At 73.9% G+C, this 23,436-nt stretch carries 25 protein-coding genes and 1 tRNA gene; 8 read left to right on the top strand and 18 right to left on the bottom strand.

What is annotated here, in order from left to right; all coding sequences use genetic code 11:
• Nucleotide 1 precedes the first annotated feature (1 nt).
• Nucleotides 2–82 (bottom strand) — tRNA-Leu (locus GA0070614_RS20360).
• Between the two features lie 102 nt (nt 83–184).
• Here GA0070614_RS20360 and GA0070614_RS20355 point away from each other — a divergent pair.
• On the top strand, nt 185–2,020 hold the full coding sequence (locus tag GA0070614_RS20355) for a hypothetical protein (RefSeq protein ID WP_088977459.1): 1,836 nt from the start codon (nt 185–187) through the stop codon (nt 2,018–2,020).
• 88 nt (nt 2,021–2,108) lie between these two features.
• On the opposite strand, the gene GA0070614_RS20350 is transcribed toward GA0070614_RS20355, so the two are convergent.
• The 11 genes from GA0070614_RS20350 to GA0070614_RS20300 form a co-directional block, all read right to left on the bottom strand.
• Nucleotides 2,109–3,461: an NAD(P)/FAD-dependent oxidoreductase gene (locus GA0070614_RS20350; protein ID WP_088977458.1), complete on the bottom strand. Its 1,353-nt coding sequence runs from the start codon at nt 3,459–3,461 to the stop codon at nt 2,109–2,111.
• A 102-nt stretch (nt 3,462–3,563) separates the two neighbouring features.
• Nucleotides 3,564–4,124: a hypothetical protein gene (locus tag GA0070614_RS20345; RefSeq protein ID WP_088977457.1), complete on the bottom strand. Its 561-nt coding sequence runs from the start codon at nt 4,122–4,124 to the stop codon at nt 3,564–3,566.
• A gap of 55 nt (nt 4,125–4,179) precedes the next feature.
• Complete coding sequence (locus GA0070614_RS20340; protein WP_088977456.1) at nt 4,180–5,559, bottom strand: DUF58 domain-containing protein; 1,380 nt, start codon at nt 5,557–5,559, stop codon at nt 4,180–4,182.
• Nucleotides 5,556–6,563, bottom strand: coding sequence for an AAA family ATPase (locus tag GA0070614_RS20335; protein ID WP_088977455.1), 1,008 nt, complete (start codon nt 6,561–6,563; stop codon nt 5,556–5,558). The genes GA0070614_RS20340 and GA0070614_RS20335 overlap by 4 nt, the downstream gene beginning before the upstream one ends.
• A complete protein-coding gene (locus GA0070614_RS20330) occupies nt 6,560–7,147 on the bottom strand; it encodes a hypothetical protein (RefSeq protein ID WP_088977454.1) in 588 nt (195 codons plus the stop codon). Before GA0070614_RS20330 ends, GA0070614_RS20335 begins: the two co-directional genes overlap by 4 nt.
• Nucleotides 7,144–7,887 (bottom strand): DUF4129 domain-containing protein, encoded by a 744-nt coding sequence (locus GA0070614_RS20325; protein WP_088977453.1) that lies wholly within the window; start codon nt 7,885–7,887, stop codon nt 7,144–7,146. The genes GA0070614_RS20330 and GA0070614_RS20325 overlap by 4 nt, the downstream gene beginning before the upstream one ends.
• 19 nt (nt 7,888–7,906) lie before the next feature.
• Nucleotides 7,907–8,647 (bottom strand): uracil-DNA glycosylase, encoded by a 741-nt coding sequence (locus GA0070614_RS20320; RefSeq protein ID WP_408630700.1) that lies wholly within the window; start codon nt 8,645–8,647, stop codon nt 7,907–7,909.
• The gene (locus GA0070614_RS20315; RefSeq protein ID WP_088977451.1) at nt 8,640–9,326 is read right to left on the bottom strand and encodes a dienelactone hydrolase family protein; all 687 of its coding nucleotides are present in this window, start codon (nt 9,324–9,326) and stop codon (nt 8,640–8,642) included. Before GA0070614_RS20315 ends, GA0070614_RS20320 begins: the two co-directional genes overlap by 8 nt.
• 203 nt (nt 9,327–9,529) lie before the next feature.
• Nucleotides 9,530–10,162 (bottom strand): LppU/SCO3897 family protein, encoded by a 633-nt coding sequence (locus GA0070614_RS20310; protein WP_157745049.1) that lies wholly within the window; start codon nt 10,160–10,162, stop codon nt 9,530–9,532.
• A gap of 108 nt (nt 10,163–10,270) precedes the next feature.
• Entirely contained in the window at nt 10,271–11,332 is a 1,062-nt protein-coding gene (locus tag GA0070614_RS20305) for an HAAS signaling domain-containing protein (protein WP_088977449.1), read from the bottom strand.
• Nucleotides 11,329–11,661 (bottom strand): PadR family transcriptional regulator, encoded by a 333-nt coding sequence (locus tag GA0070614_RS20300; RefSeq protein WP_088977448.1) that lies wholly within the window; start codon nt 11,659–11,661, stop codon nt 11,329–11,331. Before GA0070614_RS20300 ends, GA0070614_RS20305 begins: the two co-directional genes overlap by 4 nt.
• Before the next feature lie 103 nt (nt 11,662–11,764).
• Between GA0070614_RS20300 and GA0070614_RS20295 the strand changes: the two genes are divergently transcribed.
• The gene (locus GA0070614_RS20295; RefSeq protein ID WP_088977447.1) at nt 11,765–12,130 is read left to right on the top strand and encodes a type II toxin-antitoxin system RelE/ParE family toxin; all 366 of its coding nucleotides are present in this window, start codon (nt 11,765–11,767) and stop codon (nt 12,128–12,130) included.
• Nucleotides 12,127–12,444 carry a helix-turn-helix domain-containing protein gene (locus tag GA0070614_RS20290; protein ID WP_088977446.1) on the top strand — a complete coding sequence of 106 codons (318 nt, stop codon included), beginning with the start codon at nt 12,127–12,129 and terminating at the stop codon, nt 12,442–12,444. The genes GA0070614_RS20295 and GA0070614_RS20290 overlap by 4 nt, the downstream gene beginning before the upstream one ends.
• Nucleotides 12,445–12,488: 44 nt before the next feature.
• On the opposite strand, the gene GA0070614_RS20285 is transcribed toward GA0070614_RS20290, so the two are convergent.
• The 5 genes from GA0070614_RS20285 to eno are packed head-to-tail and all read right to left on the bottom strand — an operon-like array spanning nt 12,489 to nt 16,506.
• The gene (locus tag GA0070614_RS20285; protein ID WP_088977445.1) at nt 12,489–13,421 is read right to left on the bottom strand and encodes a Ppx/GppA phosphatase family protein; all 933 of its coding nucleotides are present in this window, start codon (nt 13,419–13,421) and stop codon (nt 12,489–12,491) included.
• 48 nt (nt 13,422–13,469) lie between these two features.
• Nucleotides 13,470–13,973: an amino-acid N-acetyltransferase gene (locus GA0070614_RS20280; RefSeq protein WP_088977444.1), complete on the bottom strand. Its 504-nt coding sequence runs from the start codon at nt 13,971–13,973 to the stop codon at nt 13,470–13,472.
• A gap of 2 nt (nt 13,974–13,975) precedes the next feature.
• Nucleotides 13,976–14,533, bottom strand: coding sequence for a DUF501 domain-containing protein (locus GA0070614_RS20275; protein WP_088979547.1), 558 nt, complete (start codon nt 14,531–14,533; stop codon nt 13,976–13,978).
• 34 nt (nt 14,534–14,567) lie between these two features.
• Nucleotides 14,568–15,188 carry an FtsB family cell division protein gene (locus tag GA0070614_RS20270; protein WP_088979546.1) on the bottom strand — a complete coding sequence of 207 codons (621 nt, stop codon included), beginning with the start codon at nt 15,186–15,188 and terminating at the stop codon, nt 14,568–14,570.
• Between the two features lie 34 nt (nt 15,189–15,222).
• Entirely contained in the window at nt 15,223–16,506 is a 1,284-nt protein-coding gene (gene eno / locus GA0070614_RS20265; RefSeq protein WP_088977443.1) for a phosphopyruvate hydratase, read from the bottom strand.
• A 233-nt stretch (nt 16,507–16,739) separates the two neighbouring features.
• On the opposite strand from eno, the gene GA0070614_RS20260 reads away from it, so the two are divergent.
• Together GA0070614_RS20260 and nudC are read left to right on the top strand one after the other, a co-directional pair.
• Entirely contained in the window at nt 16,740–17,432 is a 693-nt protein-coding gene (locus GA0070614_RS20260) for a hypothetical protein (RefSeq protein ID WP_088979545.1), read from the top strand.
• Nucleotides 17,429–18,310, top strand: a complete 882-nt coding sequence (gene nudC, locus GA0070614_RS20255) for an NAD(+) diphosphatase (RefSeq protein WP_088977442.1) — start codon at nt 17,429–17,431, stop codon at nt 18,308–18,310. The genes GA0070614_RS20260 and nudC overlap by 4 nt, the downstream gene beginning before the upstream one ends.
• 51 nt (nt 18,311–18,361) lie before the next feature.
• Here the strand turns inward: nudC and GA0070614_RS20250 are convergent, their stop codons facing one another.
• Nucleotides 18,362–19,981, bottom strand: coding sequence for a DUF885 domain-containing protein (locus GA0070614_RS20250; RefSeq protein WP_088977441.1), 1,620 nt, complete (start codon nt 19,979–19,981; stop codon nt 18,362–18,364).
• Nucleotides 19,982–20,070: 89 nt separating this feature from the next.
• On the opposite strand from GA0070614_RS20250, the gene GA0070614_RS20245 reads away from it, so the two are divergent.
• From GA0070614_RS20245 to GA0070614_RS20235, 3 genes are read left to right on the top strand one after another with little or no spacing between them, the layout of a single operon-like run.
• Nucleotides 20,071–20,595, top strand: coding sequence for a PadR family transcriptional regulator (locus GA0070614_RS20245; protein ID WP_088977440.1), 525 nt, complete (start codon nt 20,071–20,073; stop codon nt 20,593–20,595).
• Nucleotides 20,592–21,272 carry an ABC transporter ATP-binding protein gene (locus tag GA0070614_RS20240; protein WP_088977439.1) on the top strand — a complete coding sequence of 227 codons (681 nt, stop codon included), beginning with the start codon at nt 20,592–20,594 and terminating at the stop codon, nt 21,270–21,272. Before GA0070614_RS20245 ends, GA0070614_RS20240 begins: the two co-directional genes overlap by 4 nt.
• Nucleotides 21,269–23,428 carry an FtsX-like permease family protein gene (locus GA0070614_RS20235; RefSeq protein WP_088977438.1) on the top strand — a complete coding sequence of 720 codons (2,160 nt, stop codon included), beginning with the start codon at nt 21,269–21,271 and terminating at the stop codon, nt 23,426–23,428. The genes GA0070614_RS20240 and GA0070614_RS20235 overlap by 4 nt, the downstream gene beginning before the upstream one ends.
• The last annotated feature ends 8 nt before the right edge of the window (nt 23,429–23,436 follow it).

Raw genomic sequence — 23,436 nt, 5'->3', positions numbered from 1 at the left:
GTGCCCGGGGCGGGGGTCGAACCCGCACGCCTTGCGGCAGCCGCTTTTAAGGCGGCCGTGTCTGCCGTTCCACCACCCGGGCGAGGGACACCGGCGTGCCGACACGCGGCGGTGCAGTGCCACCGTAACCGTTCCCCGGTCACCCGGCGTACCCGGTGACCGCCGCCGCACTAGGGTCGAGCGTGTGACCAGCGCAGCCCGTACGGCGTCCGGCGCCGACCCCGACCTGGCTGTCGGCCTCGCCGAGCCGGCCGCGACCGGTTCCCGCACCGCCCGCTGGCGGGCCCTGCTCCTGCAGCACCGCGTCGACCTGACGGTCGGCCTGGCCTTCGTACTGCTCGCGAGCTGGCTCACCCACGGGCTCTGGCCCGACCCGGGCGCCCGGGTGCTGGCCCTCAACCCGGCGGACCAGACCCTCTACGAATGGTTCCTGGCCGTCGACGCGCGGGCGCTGCGGGGCGACTTCGGCCTGCTCACCGACCGGCTCAACGCCCCGCAGGGGGTGAACCTGATGACCAACACCACGGTCATCGCGCTCGGGGTGCTGTTCGCCCCGGTCACCCTGCTCCTCGGCGCGCCGGTCACCTTCGCCCTGCTGGTCGCCGTCAACCTGGCCGGCACCGCGATCGCCTGGTACCTGCTCTTCACCCGAACCCTGCACGCCCGCCGGCTCGCCGCCGCGCTGGGCGCCGGACTGTGCGGCTTCGGCCCCGGCATGGTGTCGCAGTCCAACAGCCACCTGCACATGACGGCGCAGTGGCTGGTGCCGGTGATCGTCTGGCTGGTGGTGCGGCTGCTGCGGGCCGCCGACCCGGGGCCGCGCTCGCTCGACCGGGCCGACCGGCGGCGGCTGCTCACCTCGGCGGTCGGGCTGGCGGCGGTGGTCTGCGTACAGGTCTTCGTCGGCGAGGAGGTGCTCTTCCTGGCCGCGGTGACCCTGCTGGTGATGACCGTCGCGTACGGCTTCGCCGACCGGGAGCTGCTGCGGCGGGCGTTGCCCGGCTTCGCCGGCGGGATGACGGTGGCCACCGGGCTGGCCCTGGTCGTCCTCGGCTACCCGCTGTGGTTCCAGTTCGCCGGCCCGCAGGGGGTGGCGGACGGGATGTTCAGCCCGCACTACTTCTCGGCCGACCTGCGCAGCTGGTGGGCGACCTCGCCGCTGTCGGTGGTCGGCGACGACGCCTCGGCCCGGCTGACCACCGGTCCGGCCGAGTACAACACCTTCCTCGGCGTACCCCTGCTGCTGGTGACCGCCGCCTGCGCGCTCTGGCTGCGTCGCCGGCCGCTGGTGGTCGCCTGCACCGCCGGGGCGCTGGTCACCGGGGCGCTGTCGCTCGGCCCGCGGATCGTCCTCGACGGCGATCCCAGCCCGGTGCCCGGGCCGTACGCGCTGCTCGCCGGGCTGCCGGTGGTCGACGGCGCGCTGCCGATGCGGTTCGCCCTGGCCGTGCTGCCGCTGGCCGCCACCCTGCTGGTGCTCGCCGTGGACCGGGCCCTGCGCGCCCCCGGCCGGGTCCGGCTGCTGGTCCCGGCCGCCGTCGGAGCGGCCCTGCTCACCGTCTTCCCCGCTCCCCTGCCGACCGCCGACCGGCCGGCGTTGCCGGAGTTCATCAGCGGCGGCCACTGGCGCGACTGCGTACCCCCCGGCGGCGTGCTGGCGCCCGTGCCGGCGGCCACCCCGAAGGAGCCGTGGCCGATGCGCTGGGCCACGGCGGCGGACGCGGAGTTCGGCCTGCCGGAGGGCTTCTTCATCGGGCCGCACGGGCCCGACGGCTCGGCCGCGATGGGCACCTTCAAGCAGCCCACCTCCGCGCTGCTGGCGGACGTGGCGAAGCGGGGCGACGAGCCGGTGATCGGTGAGGAGCAGCGGCGGCAGGCCCGCGCCGACGCCGACTTCTGGGGCGCGTCCTGCGTGGCGGTCACCGACGACGCCCCGCACGCGGAGAGCCTGCGCCGCACCCTGGTGCAGCTCTACGGCCCGGGGACCCGGATCGCCGACGCCTGGACCTGGCGGGTCTGACCGGCCTCGGCCCTCACCGCCCGGACGCGGCGACGCCGACGACGAAGGGCCCCTCCCGTACCCGGGAGGGGCCCTGTCGCGAGTCGGGTCAGACCGGCTTGCCGGCGCCGACCGGCTGCTTCGGGGCCGGCGGCGCGGACGCCTCGACGAACTCCTCACGCGGGTCGTGCAGCTGGCCGAGGGCGACGACCTCACGCTTGAGGAAGAACGCCAGCGTCCAGTCGACCACGACCCGGACCTTGCGGTTGAACGACGGGATCCGGCTCATGTGGTACGTCCGGTGCATGAACCACGCCGGCCAGCCGGTCATCTTGACGCCGTACACCTGGGCGACGCCCTTGTACAGGCCGAGGCTGGCCACGCTGCCCGCGTGCTTGTGCTTGTAGTTGACCGGCTCGCGCCCGCGGATCACGTTGGCGATGTTGTCGGCCATCCGGGCGGCCTGACGCACCGCGTGCTGCGCGCTCGGCGAGCAGAAGTTGCCCGGCTCCTTGGTGAGGTCCGGCACGGCCGCGCAGTCGCCCGCGCTCCACGCCCCCTCGACCACCCGGTCGCCGTCGACCACCTGCAACGTCGGCAGGCAGGTGACCCGCCGCCGGTCGTCCCGCGGGAAGTCGGTCGCGTCCAGCATCGGCGACGGCTTCACGCCGGCCGTCCAGACGATCGTGTCGGCCTTGAAGCTGTCGCCGTCGGAGAGCTTCACCAGGCCGTCCACGCAGGACTCCAGCCGGGTGTCCAGCCGGATGTCCATGTTGCGCTTGAGCAGCTGCTGCACCGTGTAGGCGCCCATGTCCCGGTCGACCTCGGGCAGCACCCGCTGGGTCGCCTCGACCAGCACCCAGCGCATGTCATCCGGCTTGAGCTCCGGGTAGTAGCGCAGGGCGTCGCGGGCCATGTCCTCCATCTCGGCGAGCGCCTCGATGCCGGCGTAGCCACCGCCGACGAAGACGAAGGTCAGCGCGTTGCGGCGGACCACCGGGTCGACCGTGGCGGCCGCCACGTCCAGCCGGTCCAGCACGTGGTTGCGCAGGTAGATCGCCTCGCCGATGGTCTTGAAACCGATCCCGTGCTCGTGCAGGCCGGGGATCGGCAGCGTCCGGGAGACCGAGCCGGGGGCCACCACGACGTGGTCGTACTGGATCTCCCGGGTCGGGCCGCTGATCGGCTGCACCACCGCCGTCTTGCGGGCGTGGTCGATCCGCGTCACCGCGCCCACCAGGACCTTGCACTTGCGCAGCTCCCGCCGCAGCGGCACCACGGAGTGGCGGGGCGAGATGTTGCCCGCCGACGCCTCGGGGAGGAACGGCTGGTAGGTCATGTGCGGCTGCGGGTCGACGACGACGACCTCGGCCTCACGAGGGCTCAGCTTCTTGGACAGGCGCAGAGCGGCGTACAGGCCGACGTGCCCGGCACCCACGACAAGGATCCGCTTCGGATTCACGTCATCTATCTTTCCCCGGGCGGCTCGGCTAATCCCGTTCGAGACCCCCATCTGTGACGGAGCACAACCCCTGTGACCTGCACAACTTCTCGCAGCGTCCCGCTATCTGCGACGTAACAGCCACCCCAACAGCCCACTGAGCACCACCGCCACCAGCAGTCCGGCCACGGTCGCCGCCTGGAACCCGTCAGCCCCGCCGATCCCGCCCAACCAGGCCAGGACGACCCCGACCACCGACGTGGCGAGGACCACTGCGGCGGCCCGGGTGAGCCAGCGCACCAACACGTCCGGGTCGACGACCGCGTCGTAGGGCAGCACCGCGGCGAGCGCGCAGAGGGTGTGCCCGAGGTAGAGCGTCGCGGCCACGGCGAGCAGCCGCCAGAGCGCGATCGGGCGGTCGTACCCGGCGGAGGCCATCACCCAGCCGGCCACCGTGACCAGGGCGGCGAAGGTCGGCCACACCCGGCGCGGCCCCGCCGCCGGCAGCACCGCCACCACGGTGAGGGCGAGCAGCGCCCGCGCGCTGAACAGCTGCGCCGGGAACGCCAGCAACAGACCGGCCCACACCACCACGAAGATGCCGAGACGCACCAGCAGGGCCATCGGGCTCACCCGGTGCAGCGCGGCACGCGCCGCCCTCACCCGCCCGGCGACGGCGTTCACCGTCGCCCGCTCTCGTTCGCGACTGCGGGACTCCGCTGCGCCGCGTTCCTCGCGCTCACCGGGCACCCACCCGGGGGGCGGTGGCCAGCCGGGCCACGTCCCGCAGCACCTGGTCGAGGCTGCCCGCGCCGGCCCACGGCACCACCGGCACGCCGTGCTCGCGCAGCTGGGCGATCATCGTGTCCCGGTCCAGCCGCCACAGCCGGTACGCCACCGGCGCCCAGCCCTTGTCGCCGGGCGGCGGGAGGTCGACCGGCAGGGTGTCCACCGCCACCACGAACCGGCCGCCCCGGGCCAGCCGGGCCAGCATCTGCGCCGACCGCTCGTCCAGCAGCGGGGTGAGCACCACCACCAGCGCGTCCGCCGAGAGCAACTGCGGGCCGAAGACCTGGTCGTACGGCTCGTGCGGGGACGACTCGGCGTGGGTGTCGAGCAACCACTCCAGCACGGTCAGGTACTGCCGCCGCCCGGTGGCCGGACGCAGCCGGCGGGCCGCCGGCCCGTACTCCAGCATCGCCACCCGGTCCCCGCGGTGCAGGTAGTGCTCGGCGATCGCGGCGGCGGCCCGGACCGTGGTGTCCAGCACCGACGCCGCGCCCTTCACCCCGCCCGAGCGGCCCGCCTCGGCGAGCACGTCGAGCAGGACCACCACCTCCGCGTCCCGGTCGGAGAGGGTGGCGGCCACGTGCAGTTGCCGGGCCCGCAGCGACACCCGCCAGTCGATGCGGCGCAGCCGGTCGCCCGGCGCGAAGACCCGTACGCCGGCCAGCTCACCGCCCTCGCCGGGTCGGCGCGAGTGGTGCGCGCCGACCAGCCCGGCGGCCCGGGGCATCGCCTCCACCGCCTCGAACGGCTCGGTCATCGGGTAGACCCGCATCCGCACCGGCTCGGTGATGACCGCGCGGGAGACCAGCAACCCGTCGGCGGTGGCGACCCGGGCGCCGGCCGGGCCGATCGGGTGCCGGCCCCAGCGCAGCGCGGTGCCGGTCAGCTCCAGGTCGACGGCGGCGCCGGTGGGGATGGCGGTGACGAACGGACGGTCCGCGCCGCCGGAGCGGCTGACGTCCACCCCGGCGCCGCCGAAGCCGACCCGCTCGACCCGCAGCCAGGGCGAGACCCGGGTCCGCACCACGGCCAGGTGGTACGGCACGGTGTCCGGGTTGCCGACGCTGACCGTCCCGGCCAGCGCACCGCCCTCGACCAGGTGCGCGTCCTCGGCGGTGATCTCGAGCTGCGGGGCGGCGACCGGGCGGCGGCGCAGCGCGTACGCGGTGCCGAGCGCGAACGGCGTGGCGAGCACCACCAGATCGGCCCGGCCGAGCAGCACGGCGGCGATCAGCAGCAGCCCGGTGAGCAGCACCGCCCGGCCCAGCGCCCAGGTCGGCGCCCAGCCCGCCGCGGGCTCCTGCCCGTCCTCGATGGGCACGGCCGTCAGCGCCCGGCCCGGCCGGCCGCGTGGCTGGGAAGCGCGCCGCTGGCCGGGGCGGGGGTCTGTTCCAGCACCTCACCGACCACGAAGGACGGATCGACCCGGCGCAGCCACATCTCCGGTCGCAGGGTGATCCGGTGCGCCAGCGCCGGGGCCGCCACCTCCTTGACGTCCTCCGGGACCACGTAGTCGCGCCCGGCGAAGACGGCCCGGACGCGGGCCAGCAGCAGCAGCGCCAGCGAGCCACGCGGCGACGCCCCGACCAGCACCGACGGGTGCTCCCGGGTGGCCGCGGTCAGGTCGACGATGTACCGGCCGACGGAGTCCTCGACCACCACGTCCTCCAGCGCGGCCTGCATGGCGCGCAGCGTGGCCGCGTCGACCACCGGCTTGATCTCGGCCTCCTCGCGGCGGCGGGCCATCCGCCGGCGCAGCACGTCCCACTCCTCCTCGCGCTGCGGGTAGCCGAACGACACCCGCAGCAGGAACCGGTCCAGCTGCGCCTCCGGCAGCGGGTAGGTGCCCTCGTACTCGATCGGGTTGGCGGTGGCGAGCACGTGGAACGGCTCGTCCAGCTTGTAGGTGACGCCCTCCACGGAGACCTGCTTCTCCTGCATCGCCTCCAGCAGCGCCGACTGGGTCTTCGGCGGCGTCCGGTTGATCTCGTCGGCGAGCAGCAGGTTGGTGAAGACCGGACCGGCGCGGAACGAGAAGTCGCCGCTGCGCTGGTCGTAGAGGAAGGAGCCGGTGACGTCGGCCGGGAGCAGGTCGGGGGTGAACTGCAGGCGGCGGAAGTCCAGCCCGAGGGCCTGCGCGAAGGACCGCGCGGTCAGCGTCTTGCCGAGGCCGGGCAGGTCCTCCAGCAGCACGTGTCCGCCGGCCAGGATGCCGGCGAGCACCAGCTCCAGCGCCTCCCGCTTGCCGACCACGACCTGACCGACCGCGTCCAGCACCGCCCGGGCCAGGTGGCCCACCTCGGTGGCGGGGATGCTGCGGTCCACGTCGTTCATATCTTCTCCAGTTCGGCGACGATCGCCGCGAGGTCGCGCGGCGACGGGGGGCGTCGGGAGGGGCTGCCGAGAAACGTCCACAGCGGCTCCCCGAGCAGGGCACGGGCCCGGGTCGGGTCGGATTCGCGGGTCACCCCGTGCCGTTGGCGCAGCCGCTCGTCGGCCAGCTCGCCGAGGCGGGGCAGGATCCGCTCGGTGAACCGCTCCCGGTTGCCGGAGGACCAGTCCAGCGGCCGTTCCCAGCCGTTGATGGCCGCCCGCAGGGCGTCCCGGGCGCCCCAGTTCCACCCGCCGGGCTCCTCGCCGGCCGGGGCGCGGACGCCGGCCCTCGGCGGGGGCGGCGGGGAGAGCGCCGCGGTGACCCGGCGCACGGCGAGGACCGCCAGCACACCGGCCACCACGATCCAGATCGAGAGCTGGAGGCCGACCGCGCGGAGGCAGACCAGGACGACCGCGGTCGCCGCGGCGGCCACCGCGAGGGTACGGAACACCGTCCGGGCCCGTCCGCCCCGGGCACGACCGGCCGGGGGCGGGGCCTCCTCCTCGAAGCGGAGCAGGTCGTCGAGGCCGGTCCGCTCGCTCACGCCGACACCTCGCCGGCGGCGGTGGCGAGGGCGGCCAGCTCGCCGCGCAGCCGGCGCAACGCGGCCCGGGCCTGGTCGCGCATCCGCGCGTCCACGGCGTGGGTGGCGTAGCGGGCCTCGCGGTAGACGTGCGCGAACTCCGCCAGCACGTCGGCGCTGGCGATCGCGGGGACCCCGGCGGCCGGGTCGCCCCGCAGCAGCCGGGTGACCAGGTCGGTCGGGGTGTCCCCGGTGCGCCGTGGCACCCCGGCCTCGGTGGCGGCCTCCTCCAGGCGTACCCAGCAGGCGATGACCGCGGTGCGCGGGTCGGTGTCGGCGTCGTCCAACTCGACCAGGCCGGCGTCGAGGGCGGCGACCACCTCCCGGGCGGTGCCCTCGGCGGTGCGCCGGGCCCGGGCCACCGGCACCGCGCGGGTCCGCCGGCGCAGCGCGCCGCGCAGCAGCGTCCAGGTCAGGTAGCCGAGGGCGGCGAGGATGGCGAGGCCGAGCAGCACGATCGCCACGGTGGCGATCCACTGCGGCACGTCGGCCTGGGTCCGCTCGGCGTCGGTGCGCGGCTCGACGGGGATCGAGGGGGCCGGCTCACCGGCGGGGTACTCCGGGACGTACGGGATGTTGTCGGCGACCGGCGGGATGCGGCTGGCCCCGATCGAGGAGTTGCCGGCGGCGAGCGCCGCGGCGGCGAGCAGCAGGACCACCACGGCGACGGGCCACCATCTGCGCAGCACGCCGAGGTCCATCGCCACCGCCCCACGCAGCTCAGTCCACTCCGGCGAGTTGTTTCGCCCGGGCGAACACGTCGTCCAGCATCCCTGGTGTCAGCCGTCCCGTGAACGTGTTCTGCTGGCTGACGTGGTAGCAGCCGAGCAGGTCGGGGGCGGCCGTCCCGGACCAGTGTGCCCCATGGCCGAAGACCGGTCGCGGGCTGGGCGGGGCGACGCCGTACACGTGCCGCAGCGTCGGCCACCACGCGGCCCAGGCGAAGGCGCCCAGCGCCACCACCACGCGCAGGGTGGGCCGGATCAGCGCCACCTCGCGGTGCAGCCAGGGGGCGCAGGTGTCCCGTTCGGCGGGGGTGGGTTTGTTGTCCGGCGGCGCGCACCGCACGGCGGAGAAGACGCGCAGGTCGCGCAGGGTGAGCCCGTCGTCGGCGGCGACGCTGGTCGGCTGGTTGGCCAGGCCGGCGCGGTGCAGCGCGGCGAAGAGCACGTCGCCGGAGCGGTCGCCGGTGAAGATGCGGCCGGTGCGGTTGCCGCCGTGCGCGGCCGGGGCCAGGCCGAGGATGGCGATCCGGGCGTCCGCCGTGCCGAAGCCGGGGACCGGGCGGCCCCAGTACTCCTGGTCCCGGAAGGCCGCCCGCTTCGTCCGGGCGACCTCCTCCCGCCAGCCGACCAGGCGCGGGCAGGCGAAGCAGTCACCGACCGCGCCGTCGAGGTCGGCCAGGTCGGTCGCCCGCGCGGCGCGGGCGACCACCTCGTCGGGGGTACGGGCCTCAGCCAAGCTTGGCCCGGAAGAGTTCGAGGGTGCGGGCCCAGGCGGTGGCGGCGGCCCGCTGGTCGTAGTTCTCCGGCCGGTCCTCGTTGAAGAAGGCGTGCGCGGTGCCCGGGTAGTCGTAGGTCTGGCAGGTGCCGCCGGCCGTCTCCACGGCCTGCCGGACGGCCTGCACGCCCTCGTCGGCGGAGGTGCCGTCCGCCTCCGAGCAGTGGATGACGGCGGCCTTGCCCGCGTAGTCGCCCCACGCGGAATCCATGCCCTCCCACGGCAGGCGCGGATAGAAGGCGGCGGTGGCGACGATCCGCTCGGAGCGGGTGGCCGCCCAGAGGGCCAGGCTGGCCCCGGCGCAGAAGCCGGCGCAGCCGACCTTGCCGGCGACCTCGGGACGACCGGCCAGGAAGTCGGCCGCGACGGCGATGTCGGCCGCCGCCTCGTCCATCTGGACGCTGTTCAACATCTGCTGCGGCTCACTCGGCCGGCTCGCCGGCTGGCCGTGCCGGAAGTCCGGCGCGAGGGCGACGAAGCCCGCCTCGGCGAACCGGTCCACGACCGACCGTACGTGGGGCACGAGACCCCACCAGTCCTGGATGACGATGACCGCGGGGCTGGCCGCACCGCTGGAGGGTATCGCGAGATACCCCTCGCGCGTCCCTCCGTTGCCGGTGTAGCTCACCATCTCGCCCATTGGTCTGTCCTCCTGACGGTCAGTCATCGTTGGCTGGTCGCACAGTGGTCGTACGTGCCGGTAGCCTGCCACGCCGTGAGCGCGCCGGGAAGACGCGAGAACAGTGGCATATACCTCCCGTTCACCCGGCGTGGACCCCGGATACACCGGCGGCGGCGCGGAGTCCTTCCCGCGCCGCCGTCGGCGGTGTCGTACCGGTGCCGTCAGGTGCGCCGGGTGAGGCAGAGCAGGTAGCCCCTCTCGCCCGGGGCGATGTTGTAGAAGACGTAGCCGTCCTCGTCGGGCCGCACGAACTGCTCGCAGGCCCGGCCGGAGCGCGCCTGCTCCTGGGTCTGGTCGTCCACCCGCCCGGCCACCGTGTACGCCGCGTCGGCGGAGCCGCAGTCGACCACCGCGACATCCCGGACCGTCCGCTCCTCCGTGCCGCTGACCTGCGGCAGCTCGGTGAGGCAGTCGCCGGACTTCGCGTCGGCCACCGGGTCGGGGCGGAGCAGGTCGGCCAGCGCCGCGCCGGCGCCGAACTTCAGCCCGGCGACGACCAGCACCCCGACCACCGCGGCGACGACGGTGAGCAGCTTCGCCACGGCCAGCACCGGCCGCACCGTCCCGGCGGCCCCCTCCTCCGCCGGGTCGTCGTCCGGTCCTTCCGGCCCGTCCGGCTCCGGGGCCGTGCGGTCGGCGTCCGGTCGCAGGTCGTCCGACTCCGCCGGGTCGTCGGTGTGCACCGGTGTGCCGCCCGGGGACGGCTCCGGCCCGGGGTGCGTGACCTGGGCTGCCGGCTCCCCGGCCGGTGGTCCTGCCGGGGAGCCGGCGGGCGGTGCGACCTGCTCGGACAATGACGTTCCTTCCCGTGGGGTCAGTGAGCAGACGACACCGTAGCCACCAAGATCGGAATGCGTTGTCCCGCCGGGCTCACCCGTTCAGCCATTTCCGGGTGTCGATGCTCACCGGGTCGGCTCGGGGACGGGCGGCACGGACGTCGGCACCGCGCCGACGGAGGCGCTCGCGCTGCCGCCGGGGGTCGGCACGGCGGGGGTCGGGGCGGGCGCCGGGGTGGCCGGCGCCGTCTCCGTCGGCGCCGCACCGGGCGGGGCCGGGGCCACCGTCGTCGGCGCCGTACCGGGCGGGGCCGGAACGGCGGCCGGCGGACGAGGCCGGAACGGCGCCTGCTCGGGGCAGTACGGGTAGCCGCGCTGCACCGGGTTGACGTCCGGCAGCGACGGGTCGGCGCAGCTCGGCCAGCCGAGCCGGATCGGGGTGCCGGTCTGGTCGAACAGCCGCGCGTTCTCCACCAGCCGGCCCTCGCTGTCGTAGACGAAGACGTCCTGCACCTGCTCGTACGGGTTCTGCACGGAGATGGAGTCGTAGCCGTAGGGATAGTGCGAGCGGGCGTCCTGGTCGACGTCGAGCAGGGTGGCCAGGCCGAAGACCACCAGCACCAGGGTGCCGGCGTGCATCAGCCGGCGCGGCCAGCGCCGCAGCGTGCCGGTGTTGCGGCCGAGCCACACCGAGGCGAGCACGGCGCCGCCCAGCAGCACGAGGCCGACGAACTCGTTGGAGCCGACCCGGGGCAGCAGGCCGATCGGGCCGTCCGAACTCATCACGCTGAGCAGCATGGCGACCAGATAGCCGCGCAGCACCCACCAGGCCGGACGGAGCAGCCGCAGGAACTCGCTCGCCGAGGCGTACCCGAGCAGCGGGCCCAGCCGGGTGTCGAAGCGGGCGAGCCGGCCGCGGACCCGGTGCGCGACGGCGCCGACCCGCTGTTCCAGCCGGCGGCGACCGGCGGCGGGCTCGGCCGCGCCGGCGGCGGACCGCAGTTCGGCGGCGTACGCCTCCGGCTCGCCGAGGCGCTGCACCAACGAGCCGTCGCCCTCGGCGGCGACCTCGGCGAGGTGCTCCGGCAGGTCCTCGGTCAACTCGTCGCGCACCGCGGGCGGCAGGTCGGCCAACGCGGCCCGCACCCGCCCGACGTAGTCCGCTATCTCCTGCCCAGTGACGGTCATGCCGCCATCCCCCGATCGTCGAGCAGCCTGTCCATCGTGGTGGCGAACGAGCGCCAGGTCTTGCCGGAGCGGGTGAGCTGGTCCCGGCCGGCGGCGTTGAGCGCGTAGTACTTGCGGTGCGGGCCGGACTCGCTCGGCACCACGTACGTGGTCAGCAGGCCGGCGGCGAAGAGCCGGCGCAGGGTGCCGTAGACGGAGGCGTCGCCGACCTCCTCCAACCCGGCCTCGCGCAGCCGGCGCAGGATGTCGTAGCCGTAGCCGTCCTCGTCGCGCAGCACGGCGAGGACGGCCAGGTCCAGGACACCCTTCAGTAGTTGTGTGGTATCCACGCTTCGCACACTACTGCGCAGTGCGAAGTACCGTCAAGAACACGGTAGCGACGCGCCGTCACGGACGAGCCCACCGAGGTATAGCGATCGCTATACTTGCTCGGTGCACGGAGACGAGTGGGACATCTACCTCGTTGACGAGGTGCGGGACTGGCTGGCATGCCTGGACGACGCCGACCACGCCCGTGTCGTCCAAGCCATCGACCTGCTGGCCGAGGCCGGGCCTGCGCTGGGCATGCCTCTGGTCGACACCATCCACGGGTCCTCCGTCGCAAACCTGAAGGAGCTACGGCCGGGGACGATTCGCATCCTCTTCGCGTTCGACCCCTGGCGTTCGAGCATCCTGCTCGTCGCAGGCGACAAGGCCGGGCAGTGGAATGCTTGGTACCGCGAGGCCATTCCGCTGGCCGAACACCGCTACGAGCTGTATCTCAAGGAACGGGCACAGCAGGAGGGGGAAGCAGGATGAGCGACTACTCGCGTTGGAGGGACATCCGCGCCGAGCACGTCGCACGCGCCGGTGGCGAAGACGCGGTCGAGGCGGGCAAGCAGGAACTCCTCGCCGAGGTCATCGGGCATCGCCTGGCCGAGGTACGACGGGCCCGAGGCCTGACCCAGCAGCAGGTCGCCGACCGGATGGGCGTCACCAAGGGCCGGGTGTCCCAGATCGAGCAGGGCAGGATCTCGGGTCAGGACGTCGTGGCCCGGTTCGCTGCCGCGCTCGGCGGTCGCCTCCACCAGGCCATCTACTTCGATGACGGGGACATCGCCGCCATCGCCTGAACACCTGCGACATTCCGGGCGAGCCACGCCCCCGGCACCCACTGCTACGCGGCGAGGCTCCAGGCGATGCCGTCGAGGATGTCGTGCTCGGAGGCGATCACCGAGGACATCCCGGCCCGCTCCATGATGACCCGCAGCACCAGCGCGCCCGCCCCGATCACGTCGGCCCGGCCCGGGTGCATCACCGGGATGGCCAGCCGCTGCTCGCGCGACTTCGCCAGCAGGTCGGCGGTCACCTCGGCCACCCCGTCGTACGACACCCGGGCGTGGTGGATGCGCTCCGGGTCGTACCCGGTGAGGCCCTGGGCGATGGCGACGACGGTGGTGACCGACCCGGCGAGGCCGACCAGCGTGGCCGCCTCGCGGCCGGGGACGGCCTCCAGCGCGCGGTCCACCGCGACCGCGATGTCGGCCTGCGCGGCGGCGATCTCGTCCAGGGTCGGCGGATCGCCGTGCAGGTGCCGCTCGGTCATCCGGACGCAGCCGATGTCCATCGAGATCGCCGCCTGCACCCCGCCGGAGCGGGTGCCGACGACGAACTCGGTCGAGCCGCCCCCGATGTCCACCACCAGGTACGGCGGCTCGGCGTCGGCGGGCAGGCCGCGCACCGCGCCGGTGAAGGAGAGCCGGGCCTCCTCGTCGCCGGTGACCACCTCGGGCGCGACGCCGAGGGTCTGCTCCACCATGGCCCGGAAGTCAGCGGCGTTGGACGCGTCCCGGGAGGCCGACGTGGCGCACATCCGCACCCGCTCCGCGCCGAGCTTCTCGATCTCGGCGGCGTAGTCGGTGAGCGCCACCCGGGTCCGTTCGATCGCCTCCGGGGCGAGCCGGCCGGTCCGGTCGACGCCCTGGCCGAGCCGGACGATCTCCATCCGGCGGGTCAGGTCGACCAGCGGGGCCTGCGGTCCCGCCGACTCCTCGGGCAGGTCGGCGACCAGCAGACGGATGGAGTTGGTCCCGCAGTCGATGGCGGCCACACGCGTCGTCACGGCAGCAACCCTACGGCAGCCGGGCGGGGTCCACCGCTACAGCCGCAGCAGCATCCGGGTGTTGCCCAGGGTGTTCGGCTTGACCCGCTCCAGGTCCAGGAACTCGGCGACACCCTCGTCGTACGAGCGGAGCAGCTGCTCGTAGACCGGCTGCGGCACCGGCGCACCGTCGATCTCGGTGAAGCCGAACGCGCCGAAGAACCGGGTCTCGAAGGTCAGCACGAAGATCCGGGCCACGCCCAGCTCGCGGGCCGCGTCGATCAGCTCGCCGACGATCCGGTGACCGAGCTTGCGGCCCCGGCAGGCCGGGTCCACCGCGACGGTACGGATCTCGGCCAGGTCCTCCCACATCACGTGCAGCGCGCCGCAGCCGACCACGGCGCCGTCGCCGGTCACCGCGACCCGGAACTCCTGCACGTCCTCGTAGAGGGTGACGGTGGCCTTGCTGAGCAGCCGCCGGTCGTCGGTGTACGTGTCGATCAGCCGCCGGATCCCCCGCACGTCGCCGGTGCGGGCCCGCCGGACGACGACCTCGTCCATGGTCACTCCGCCGCCGGGACGTCCACACACGGGCCGGCGGACCACCACTTCTCCACCAGCGCCAACGTCTCGTCGCCGAACGGGTTGACCCCCGGCCCGGCGCCCAGCGCGTGCCCCAGGTGCACGTGCAGGCACTTCACCCGTCCCGGCATGCCACCGGCGGAGATGCCGGCGATCTCCGGGACCTCGCCGATCGCCTCGCGCCGGGCGAGGTAGTCCTCGTGCGCGGCCCGGTAGCGGGCGGCCAGCTCCGGGTCCTCGGTGAGACGGTCGGCCATCTCCTTCATCAGCCCGGCCGACTCCAGCCGGCTGCACGCCGCGGTCGCCCGGGGACAGGTCAGGTAGAACAGCGTCGGGAACGGGGTGCCGTCGGCCAGCCGGGGCGTCGTCTCCACCACGTCGGGCAGTCCGCACGGGCAGCGGTGGGCCACCGCCCGGGTGCCGCGCGGCGGGCGTCCGAGCTGCGCGGCCACCGCGGCCAGGTCGGCCTCGGTGGCCGGTTCGCGCTGCGGCGGGGGTACGGAGTCCGCCGCCGGCTCCTGCGGTGGTACGACAGTCACGGTGCCCATCTCTCGTTCGGTGCTCGGGTGCTGCTCACTGCTCGGGCTGGTCGCCGTCCGCCGCCCGTACGCTCGACCACAGGGTGTCGTACCAGGGATCCGGGGTCTTCGGCGGGGCCTTCGGCCGGCCCGCGGCGGCGTCCCGGGCGGCGCCCTCCGGGTCGTTCAGCACGATCACCGGCACCTCGCCCGGCGGGACCATGTAGAACCGCTCCCGAGCCTGGATCTTGATGTACTCCTTGTCCTGCCACTTCGCCGCCTCGGCCGACAGGTCGGAGATCCGCTGCCGCTGGGCGGCCTGGGACGCCTCCATCCGCTCGATGTCGACCTGCTGGTCGAGGTAGACCCGGACCGGATAGGTGTACGCCAGGGCGAGCGCGATCAGCACCGCGAAGAGCACGGTGGCCCGCCCGGTGAAGCGTCGGGGGTGGGGTGCGGTCAGCCGCTTGATGGTGCCGCCGGCCGCCGTACGCCGGGCGGCGGCGGGCCGGTTCGCGGAGCGTACGCCCTCCGCGCCCCGGGTCCGCGCGGCGCCGGCCCGCGGCTCGGCGCGGACCCCACCGTCACGGACGGCAGCCCGGGCGCGGGCCCCGCCCGGCCGACCGGTCGGTCGACGGACGGGGCGCTGGCCACCCGGTGTGCGGCGCTGCTGCATCGTCACACCCCTCCCCCGAGGCCTCTCGCGTCTCTCAGGCCGAACGGTAACGCGGGAACGCGCCCGCGCCGGCGTACCGCGCCGCGTCGGCCAGCTCCTCCTCGATGCGCAGGAGCTGGTTGTACTTGGCGACGCGGTCGGAGCGGGCCGGGGCGCCGGTCTTGATCTGACCGCAGCCGGTGGCGACGGCCAGGTCGGCGATGGTGGTGTCCTCGGTCTCGCCGGAGCGGTGGCTCATCATGCACTTGAAGCCGGCCCGGTGGGCCAGGTCCACGGCGTCCAGGGTCTCGGTCAGCGAGCCGATCTGGTTGACCTTCACCAGCACCGCGTTGGCGGCCTTCTCGGCGATGCCCCGGGCGATGCGCTGCGGGTTGGTGACGAAGAGGTCGTCGCCGACGATCTGGATCCGGTCGCCGACGGCGGCGGTCAGGGTGGCCCAGCCGCTCCAGTCGTCCTCCGACAGCGGGTCCTCGATCGAGACGATCGGGTAGTCGCCGATGAGCTTGGTGTAGTAGTTGCTCATCTCCTCGGCGCTCTTCGCGCTGCCCTCGAAGGTGTAGGTGCCGTTGTCGAAGAACTCGGTGGCGGCCACGTCGAGGGCGAAGACGATGTCGGTGCCCAGCCGGTAGCCGGCCTTCTCCACCGCCTCGGCGATCAGGTCCAGCGCGGCGGCGTTGCTCGGCAGGTTGGGGGCGAAGCCGCCCTCGTCGCCCAGGCCGGTCGACAGGTCCTTCTTCTTCAGCACCGACTTCAGCGCGTGGTAGACCTCCGCGCCGGAGCGCAGCGCCTCGCGGAAGCTGGGCGCGCCGATCGGGGCGATCATGAACTCCTGGACGTCGACGTTGGAGTCGGCGTGCGCGCCACCGTTGAGGATGTTCATCATCGGCACCGGCAGCAGGTGCGCGTTCGGGCCGCCCAGGTAGCGGAAGAGGCTCAGCTCGGCGCTGCCGGCGGCGGCCTTCGCCACGGCCAGCGAGACGCCGAGGATGGCGTTGGCGCCCAGCTCGCCCTTGTTGTCCGTGCCGTCGAGGTCGAGCATCTTCTGGTCGATCAGCCGCTGCTCGCTGGCCTCGTAGCCGATGAGCTGGTCGACGATCTTGTCCTCGATGTTGGTGACCGCGTTCTCGACGCCCTTGCCCTGGTAACGATCCTTGTCACCGTCGCGCAGCTCGATCGCCTCGAAGGCGCCGGTCGAGGCGCCGGACGGCACCGCGGCGCGGGCGATCGTGCCGTCGTCGAGCCCGACCTCGACCTCGACCGTCGGGTTGCCCCGCGAGTCGAGAATCTCCCGGGCGACGATTCCTTCGATGCTTGCCACTGAGTCGCTCCTCGTTCGTGTGTGCGAGTCCGGTATGGGCCGCGACGGTGCGGCTGGGGCAGGTGTTGAACGCAGCGTATCGGGCGACGGCCCGCCGCATGCCGTCGCCCGCCGTACGAACCGTGCCGTGGGACCCCGTCACCGTGACGGACGGTACGGACATTCCCGGATTCTCGGCCCTCAACCGGCAACCGGTTTGCGTCCGGTGGACCCGATCGACCACGCTGGTCGCCATGCCCGCCGCCTCGACCACTCTCCGCATGCTCTCCGTGTCGGTCATCGCGTCGCTCACGGTCACCGGCTGTCAGACCCTCGACGACGCCGGTCGGGCACTCGGCCACTCCGACCTCGTCAACGACCTCGCCGCGCGGATGGACGGCGCGCTCACCGCCACGTGGGCCGCCGAGTACCAGCTCCCCGGCGGCCGGACCGCCTCCGTCGCCCAGACGAAGACGCCGCTGCGGTCGGCGTACACCTGGCCGGACGGCAAGATCACCGTCACCCAGGAGTCGGTCACCCGGTGCGAGACCACGGCCGGCCGCACCGCCTGCACCGTGCTGCCCCCGGAGCTGACCGCCGGCAAGCCCTCGGTGCTGGTCTGGACCGAGGCGGAGAAGCGCGGCCTGGTCACCCCGCCGGCGGTGATGGGTCTGCTCACCGACGCCGCCCTCGACCCGGACGCGGTCATCACGCAGAGCGACACCACGGTGGCCGGGCACCACGCCACCTGCGTCGACGTGAAGCGCTCCACCGGCGACTTCGCCACCTGCGTCACCACCGAAGGGGTGCTCGGCAGCTTCTCCGGCACCCTCGCCGGCGCCCCCACCGAGGTGACCCTGAGCCGCTACACCGAGTCGGTCGACCCGGCCGCCTTCGAGGTGCCGGCGGGCGCGGGCGTCGTGGACCGCCGCACCGCCACCCCGTGACCGAACCGTCCACCGACGCGGCGTCCGCGCCGGCAACCGGCGAGCCGGCCCGCCCGGTCCCGGGCTTCCTGCCGGGCGCCGACGCCGGTGTCCCGCCCGCGCCGGACGACCTGGCGCTGCCGGTGGCCGGGCGCGCCCTGCTCACCCGGCCCGACGGGAGCCTCGCCCGGGTCGGGGACCTGCCGGCGCAGACGTCCTGGGTGCCGCTCGGCACCGTGGACGGGGTCCGCGCGTGGGGCGCCGAGGTGGCACGGGACGAGAGCGGGAACTGGCGGAGCTGGCGTGCCCTCGCCGCCGAGCTGCCCGAACCGCACGCCACCGTCGCCGGGCGGGCGCTGGCGGTGCTCACCTGGCGGCGTACCCACCGCTGGTGCGGGGCCTGCCGGGCCGAACTGGCCGACGTGCCCGGCGAGACGGCCCGCCGCTGCCCCGACTGCGACCTGTACGTCCCGGTCGCCCTCTCCGCCGCCGTGCTGGCCGCCGTCACCCGCCCCGGCCCGGCCGGACGCCCCGACGAACTGCTGCTGGTCCGGCACTCGTACGGGCCGACCGGGCTGTGGGCCCTGGTCGCCGGATTCCTGGAGGCGGGCGAGTCGCTGGAGGCGGCCGTGCACCGGGAGGTCGCCGAGGAGGTGGGCCTGACCCTGGCGTCGGTCGCCTACTTCGGCAGCCAGCCCTGGGCCATGTCCGGGCCGGGCACCCTGCTCGCCGGCTTCACCGCCACCGTCGCCGACCCCACCGCCGAACCGGTGGTCGACGGGAAGGAACTGGTGCAGGCGCGCTGGTTCCCGCTGGACGCGCTGCCGGCGGAGCTGCCGCCGGCGTACTCCATCTCGCGCTGGCTGATCGACGCGGTCGCCGCGACCGGGCGGCGCTGACACCCGGCGGACCTCGGTCGCCGGGTCGCGGCGCGGTGCCGGCCGGCGGGGTCAGATCCCGAGCAGGGTCCGCAGGTGACGCGGCGGCGGGCAGTCGTGCGCCAGCATCGCGTCGTGCCAGTCGCGCACCGGCACCCCGTCCGGCCGGGACCGGGCGATGTCGGCCATCTCGCTCCACCCCACGAAGTACGTGGAGAGCTGGGTGGAGGTGAGCAGCGCCCGCCGCCACTTGCCGGCCGCCTCGCCCTCCTCCTGGAACCCCCGCCCGGTCATCAGCGCCATCGCGTCCGCCTCGGGCAGGTCCTCGCCGTGCACGAGCTGGTCGAGCAGCGCGTTGATGGTCATCCGCAGCTGCATCTTGAGCTGCTGCAACTTCACCGGCAGGCCGCCGAAGCCGAGGCCGACCATCAGCTCCTCGGCGTACACGGCCCAGCCCTCGATGAACACCCCGGACTCGGTCAGCGGCCGGACCCGGGTCGGGCCGGCGTACCGGCGGGCGTGGGCGAGCTGGAGGAAGTGCCCCGGCATCGCCTCGTGCACCGTCAGGTTGCGGATCATGTGGTCGTTGTACTCGCGGTAGAACGACTCGACCCGGTGCGCGGGCCACTCGGCCGGGGTGGGGGCGATGCAGTAGAAGGTGGGCAGGTTCGCCGTCTCCAGCGGGCCGGGCGAGTCGCAGTAGGCGACCGCGACGCCCCGGGCGAACTCCGGCATCTCCTGGATCACGCACGGGTCGTCGACCAGGCTGACCAGGTCGTGGGCGCGGACGAAGTCGGTCGCCTCGTCCAGGCTGACCGAGGCGAGGTCCACGATGGAGTGGTCGTCCGGGTGCTCGGCGGCGAGCAGGTCCAGCGCCCGGCGTACCGTCTCGTCGTCGCCGGGACCACCGACCAGCTCGACCGCCGCCGCCCGGATCTCCTCGGTGACCCGCTCCAGGTTGGCCCAGGCCCGGCGCTGGATCTCCGCCGCGCCCAGCTCGGTGTCGAGGGTGTGCCAGAGCCGTGCCTCCCAGCGGCGTCGCCCCAGCCGGGGGTCACGCCCCGGCCCGGAGTCGGCGGCGAGACCGGCCCGCAGCCAGGCCACGAACTCCTCCAGCGCGGCGATCGCCGCGGTGGCCGCCGGTTCCACCCGGTCGTAGCGGGCGGGCGCCTGGGCGAGCAGCCCCGGCAGCTCGTCGCGGATCAGCGCCGCCGTGCCGGTGAACTGCCCGACCGCCGTCTCGGCATGGATGCGCGGCATGTCCCGCAGCGTCGCGCGCGCGGTCGCCAGGGCATCCGGTACGGCCGCCAGCCGGCCGGCGAGGTGGGCCAGCCGCTCCTCCACCGGGGCGTACGGCCGGGCGAACAGGGCGTGCAGCAGCGGGCCGGGGTTGTGCCGCAGCGGGTCCCACTCGTGCCCCCGGATCTCGTCGCTCTCGAAGAGCGCCCGGTCCACGAACGAGCCGAGCAGCGCGTGGTCGACCTGCTCGTCGACGTCGAGCGAGTCGGCGTCCAGCTCGGCGAGGGCGTCGGCGGCCTCCCTCAGCATCGCCCGGTCCGCGGCGACCGCCTCGGTGGAGAGGTCGGGCAGGCGGTCGTCGTACCGGTGGTCGCCGGCCGACGTGGCGAGGCCGGGGCGGCTCTCCAGCAGGGCGTCGACGATCCGCTCGGCGAGGGGCACGAAGGACTCCATCCCCCGACCTTACCGACGCCCGTGCGGGAGACGACCATGGACGAACGCCGGTATATACGCGGTGTATACCCTCGGTGTATTCTGCCGTCATGAACGTTCCCGTCACCCTCCTCGGCCTCCTCGAACGCGAACCCAGCCACGGCTACGACCTGAAACGCGAATACGACGCGTACTTCGGCCGTGGCAAGCCGTTGCCGTTCGGCCAGGTCTACTCGACACTCAGCCGGCTGGCCCGCGACGGCAAGGTGGTGATCAGCGAGGTGGGCCCGGGCGACGGGCCCGACCGCAAGCGCTACGTCATCACCGACCTGGGTGCGACCGAGGTCGAGCAGTGGCTCACCCAACCGGTCGAGCCGGCGCCGCACCTGCAGACGGTGCTGTTCGCCAAGGTCGTGCTCGCGCTGATGCTGGACCGCCCCGCCGACGAGTACCTCGACACCCAGCGCCACGCGCACCTGCAACGGATGCGCGAGCTCACCGAGATCAAGCGCACCGGCAGTCTCGTCGACGCGCTGCTGGCCGATCACGGCCTGTACCACCTGGAGGCCGACCTGCGGTGGATCGAGATGACCGGCGCCCGGCTGGACGCCCTCAAGCGGGAGGTGAAGCCATGACCGTCGCGATCGAGGCGCGCAACGTGGAGTTCTCGTTCGGCACGACTCCCGCGCTGCGCGGAGCCAGCATCGCCGTGGACTCGGGCGAGATCCTCGCCGTCATGGGCCCCAGCGGCTCGGGCAAGTCGACGCTGCTGCACTGCCTGGCCGGCATCCTCGTTCCCGACTCCGGAGAGATCCTGTTCGACGGGGCCCGGATCGACTCCATGACCGAGGCCGAGCGCAGCGGGCTGCGCCGCGACCGCTTCGGCTTCGTGTTCCAGTTCGGTCAGCTCGTCCCGGAGCTCACCGCAGTGGAGAACGTCGCCCTGCCGTTGCTGTTCAGCGGGGTCCGCCGGACGGAGGCGCTGCGCAAGGCGCACGGCTGGTTCGACCGGCTCGGCATGGACGGCATGCAGCAGCGCCGGTCGGGGGAACTGTCCGGTGGCCAGGCGCAGCGCGTCGCCATCGCCCGCGGCCTGGTCGCCGAGCCACAGGTCCTCTTCGCCGACGAGCCGACCGGAGCGCTCGACTCGCTCACCGGCGAGCAGGTCATGGACCTGCTGGTCGCCGCCGCCCGCGAGCAGGGCACCACAGTCGTCCTGGTGACCCACGAACCACGGGTCGCCGCGTACGCCGACCGCGAGGTCATCGTCCGCGACGGGCGCGTGAACGCGCCGGACCGGATCGCCTCATGATCGGCCTCGGGCTACGCCTCGCGGTGGCCGGCGGCCGGGAGGCGCTCACCCGACTCGTAGCCATCGCCGCCGCGGTCGCCGTGGGCGCCGGGCTGCTGCTGGCCACCCTCGCCGGCATCAACGCCGTCGACGCGCAGCTCACCCGGTACGCCGCGCTGCACCCCGCCGCGTCCACCGGCACCGCGGATCCACTGTGGTGGTCGACGCGGGACGACTACTTCCGCGGCGAGCAGATCGTCCGCATCGACGTCGCCGCGACCGGGCCGGACGCGCCCACCCCCGTCGGCATTCCGAAGACGCCGGGGCCGGGCGAGTACTACGCCTCGCCCGCGATGCGGCGCCTGCTGGCCGCCAATCCCGCCGACCAACTCGGCGACCGCTACCCCCCGCACGACCTCGGCACGATCGGTCCGGCGGCGCTCACCTCGCCGGACGCCCTGCTCATCATCGTCGGCGGCACCCCCGACGAGGTCGCCGAGCTGCCGAGAGCCAGACAGCTCACCAGCATCGGCGCGGACACTCCCCCGCTCCCCGAGACGATGGTGAACCTCATCATGGGCGTGGTGGCCGGTGGGCTGCTGTTTCCGGTGCTGATCTTCATCGGCACCGCCACCCGGCTCAACGCCGCCCGCCGGGAGCAGCGGTTCGCCGCGATGCGGCTGGTCGGGGCGACACCGAGACAGATCTCGGTCATCGCGGCGGTCGAGGCGGCCGCTGCCGCCGTCGTCGGCACCGCCCTCGGCTTCGTGCTGTTCTTCGCGCTCCGCGGCCACCTCGCCGCGATTCCGTTCACCGGCATGCCGTTCTTCACCGACGACATGTCGCTGGGAGTGCTGGACATCCTGGTGGTCGCGCTCGGCGTTCCGGCCGGCGCGGTGCTGGCGGCACGGGTCTCGCTACGGCGCGTCCGGATCTCCCCGCTCGGCGTCACCCGGCGGGTCACCCCCCGGCCTCCGCGCGCGTACCGGCTGATCCCGCTCGTGCTCGGCGTCGCCGTGCTGGCATTCGCCCTCGTCCACCGGCCCCCGACGTCGGACGGCCAGATCGCCGTCTTCCTGCCCGGGCTGCTGCTGATCATGGCCGGTCTGATCCTCGCCGGCCCCTGGCTGACCATGAGGGGCGCCGGGGCCATGGCGCGGCGCGCCAGCCGACCCGCCACGCTCATCGCCGCACGGCGCCTCGCCGACAACCCGAAGGCCGGCTTCCGGGCGATCAGCGGCATCATGCTCGCCCTCTTCGTCACGAGTGTGGCCGTCGGCGTGATCACGACGATCGTCGCCAACCGCGGTCCGGCGCCGGTCGGATCGACCGACGCCGGCACGATGTCCACCGTCTTCACCGAGAACCCGCCGTCGGTGCCCGACACCGTCCTGACCGACCTGGGCGCGATCCCTGGCGTACGCAGCACGACGGTGGTCCGCGAGAACCCGGTCCGCGGCAACGACCGCGACGCAGGGGTGGTCGCGTGCCGCGATCTCCCGGCGGCGTACGGCCGGTGCGCCGACGACGCCACCGTCGCCGAGGTGCCGATGAGCCTCACACCCTTCGGGCGATCGGCCTCGTCCACCAGGGTCTGGCCCGCCGCATCGGTCACGGTCGACGAACTCCAGCGGTCGCCGGTGCTGTCGATCGTCGTCGGCACCGACGCCTCGACCGCCGCGCTGGAACGCTCGCGCACCGTCCTCGAACTCGCCTACCCGACGGAATTCTGGGTGGCCCCCCACGTGCCCGGCGACTTCGAGGCCGACTTCGCCAACCAGATGCGCGGCTGGCAGCAGATGGCCCACGTCGTCATCGTCGCCAGCCTCGCCCTCGCCGGCTGCAGCCTGGCGGTCAGCGTGGTCGGCGGCCTCAGCGAACGCAGACGCCCGTTCAGTCTGCTCCGCCTCAGTGGCGCGCCGGTGCGGATCCTGCGTCGGGTGGTTCTCCTGGAGGCCGCCGTACCGATGCTCGCCGTCGCCGTGGTCGCGATCGGCATGGGCTTCCTCGCCGCCCAGTTGTTCCTCGAGGCGCAGATGGACTACACGCTCACGCCGCCAGGCGTGGGGTTCGCCGCGATCGTGATCGTCGGGCTGGCCGCCTGCCTCGGCATCATCGCCTCCACCCTGCCGTTGCTGGAACGCATCACCGGTCCGGAGACGGCACGCAGCGAATGACCGGGCGA

This window comes from Micromonospora coxensis, from assembly GCF_900090295.1.
Lineage (GTDB): Bacteria > Actinomycetota > Actinomycetes > Mycobacteriales > Micromonosporaceae > Micromonospora > Micromonospora coxensis.
This window is presented reverse-complemented; position numbering and strand designations above follow the sequence as displayed.

Coding starts and splice junctions, on each gene's coding strand:
- GA0070614_RS20240 (WP_088977439.1), top strand. CDS start 20,592: ATGACCGTCGCGATCGAGGCGCGCAACGTGGAGTTCTCGTTCGGCACG.
- GA0070614_RS20280 (WP_088977444.1), bottom strand. CDS start 13,973: ATGGACGAGGTCGTCGTCCGGCGGGCCCGCACCGGCGACGTGCGGGGG.
- GA0070614_RS20315 (WP_088977451.1), bottom strand. CDS start 9,326: ATGGGCGAGATGGTGAGCTACACCGGCAACGGAGGGACGCGCGAGGGG.
- GA0070614_RS20325 (WP_088977453.1), bottom strand. CDS start 7,887: ATGGACCTCGGCGTGCTGCGCAGATGGTGGCCCGTCGCCGTGGTGGTC.
- GA0070614_RS20305 (WP_088977449.1), bottom strand. CDS start 11,332: ATGACCGTCACTGGGCAGGAGATAGCGGACTACGTCGGGCGGGTGCGG.
- GA0070614_RS20290 (WP_088977446.1), top strand. CDS start 12,127: ATGAGCGACTACTCGCGTTGGAGGGACATCCGCGCCGAGCACGTCGCA.
- GA0070614_RS20245 (WP_088977440.1), top strand. CDS start 20,071: ATGAACGTTCCCGTCACCCTCCTCGGCCTCCTCGAACGCGAACCCAGC.
- GA0070614_RS20270 (WP_088979546.1), bottom strand. CDS start 15,188: ATGCAGCAGCGCCGCACACCGGGTGGCCAGCGCCCCGTCCGTCGACCG.
- GA0070614_RS20235 (WP_088977438.1), top strand. CDS start 21,269: ATGATCGGCCTCGGGCTACGCCTCGCGGTGGCCGGCGGCCGGGAGGCG.
- GA0070614_RS20260 (WP_088979545.1), top strand. CDS start 16,740: ATGCCCGCCGCCTCGACCACTCTCCGCATGCTCTCCGTGTCGGTCATC.
- GA0070614_RS20335 (WP_088977455.1), bottom strand. CDS start 6,563: ATGAACGACGTGGACCGCAGCATCCCCGCCACCGAGGTGGGCCACCTG.
- GA0070614_RS20250 (WP_088977441.1), bottom strand. CDS start 19,981: ATGGAGTCCTTCGTGCCCCTCGCCGAGCGGATCGTCGACGCCCTGCTG.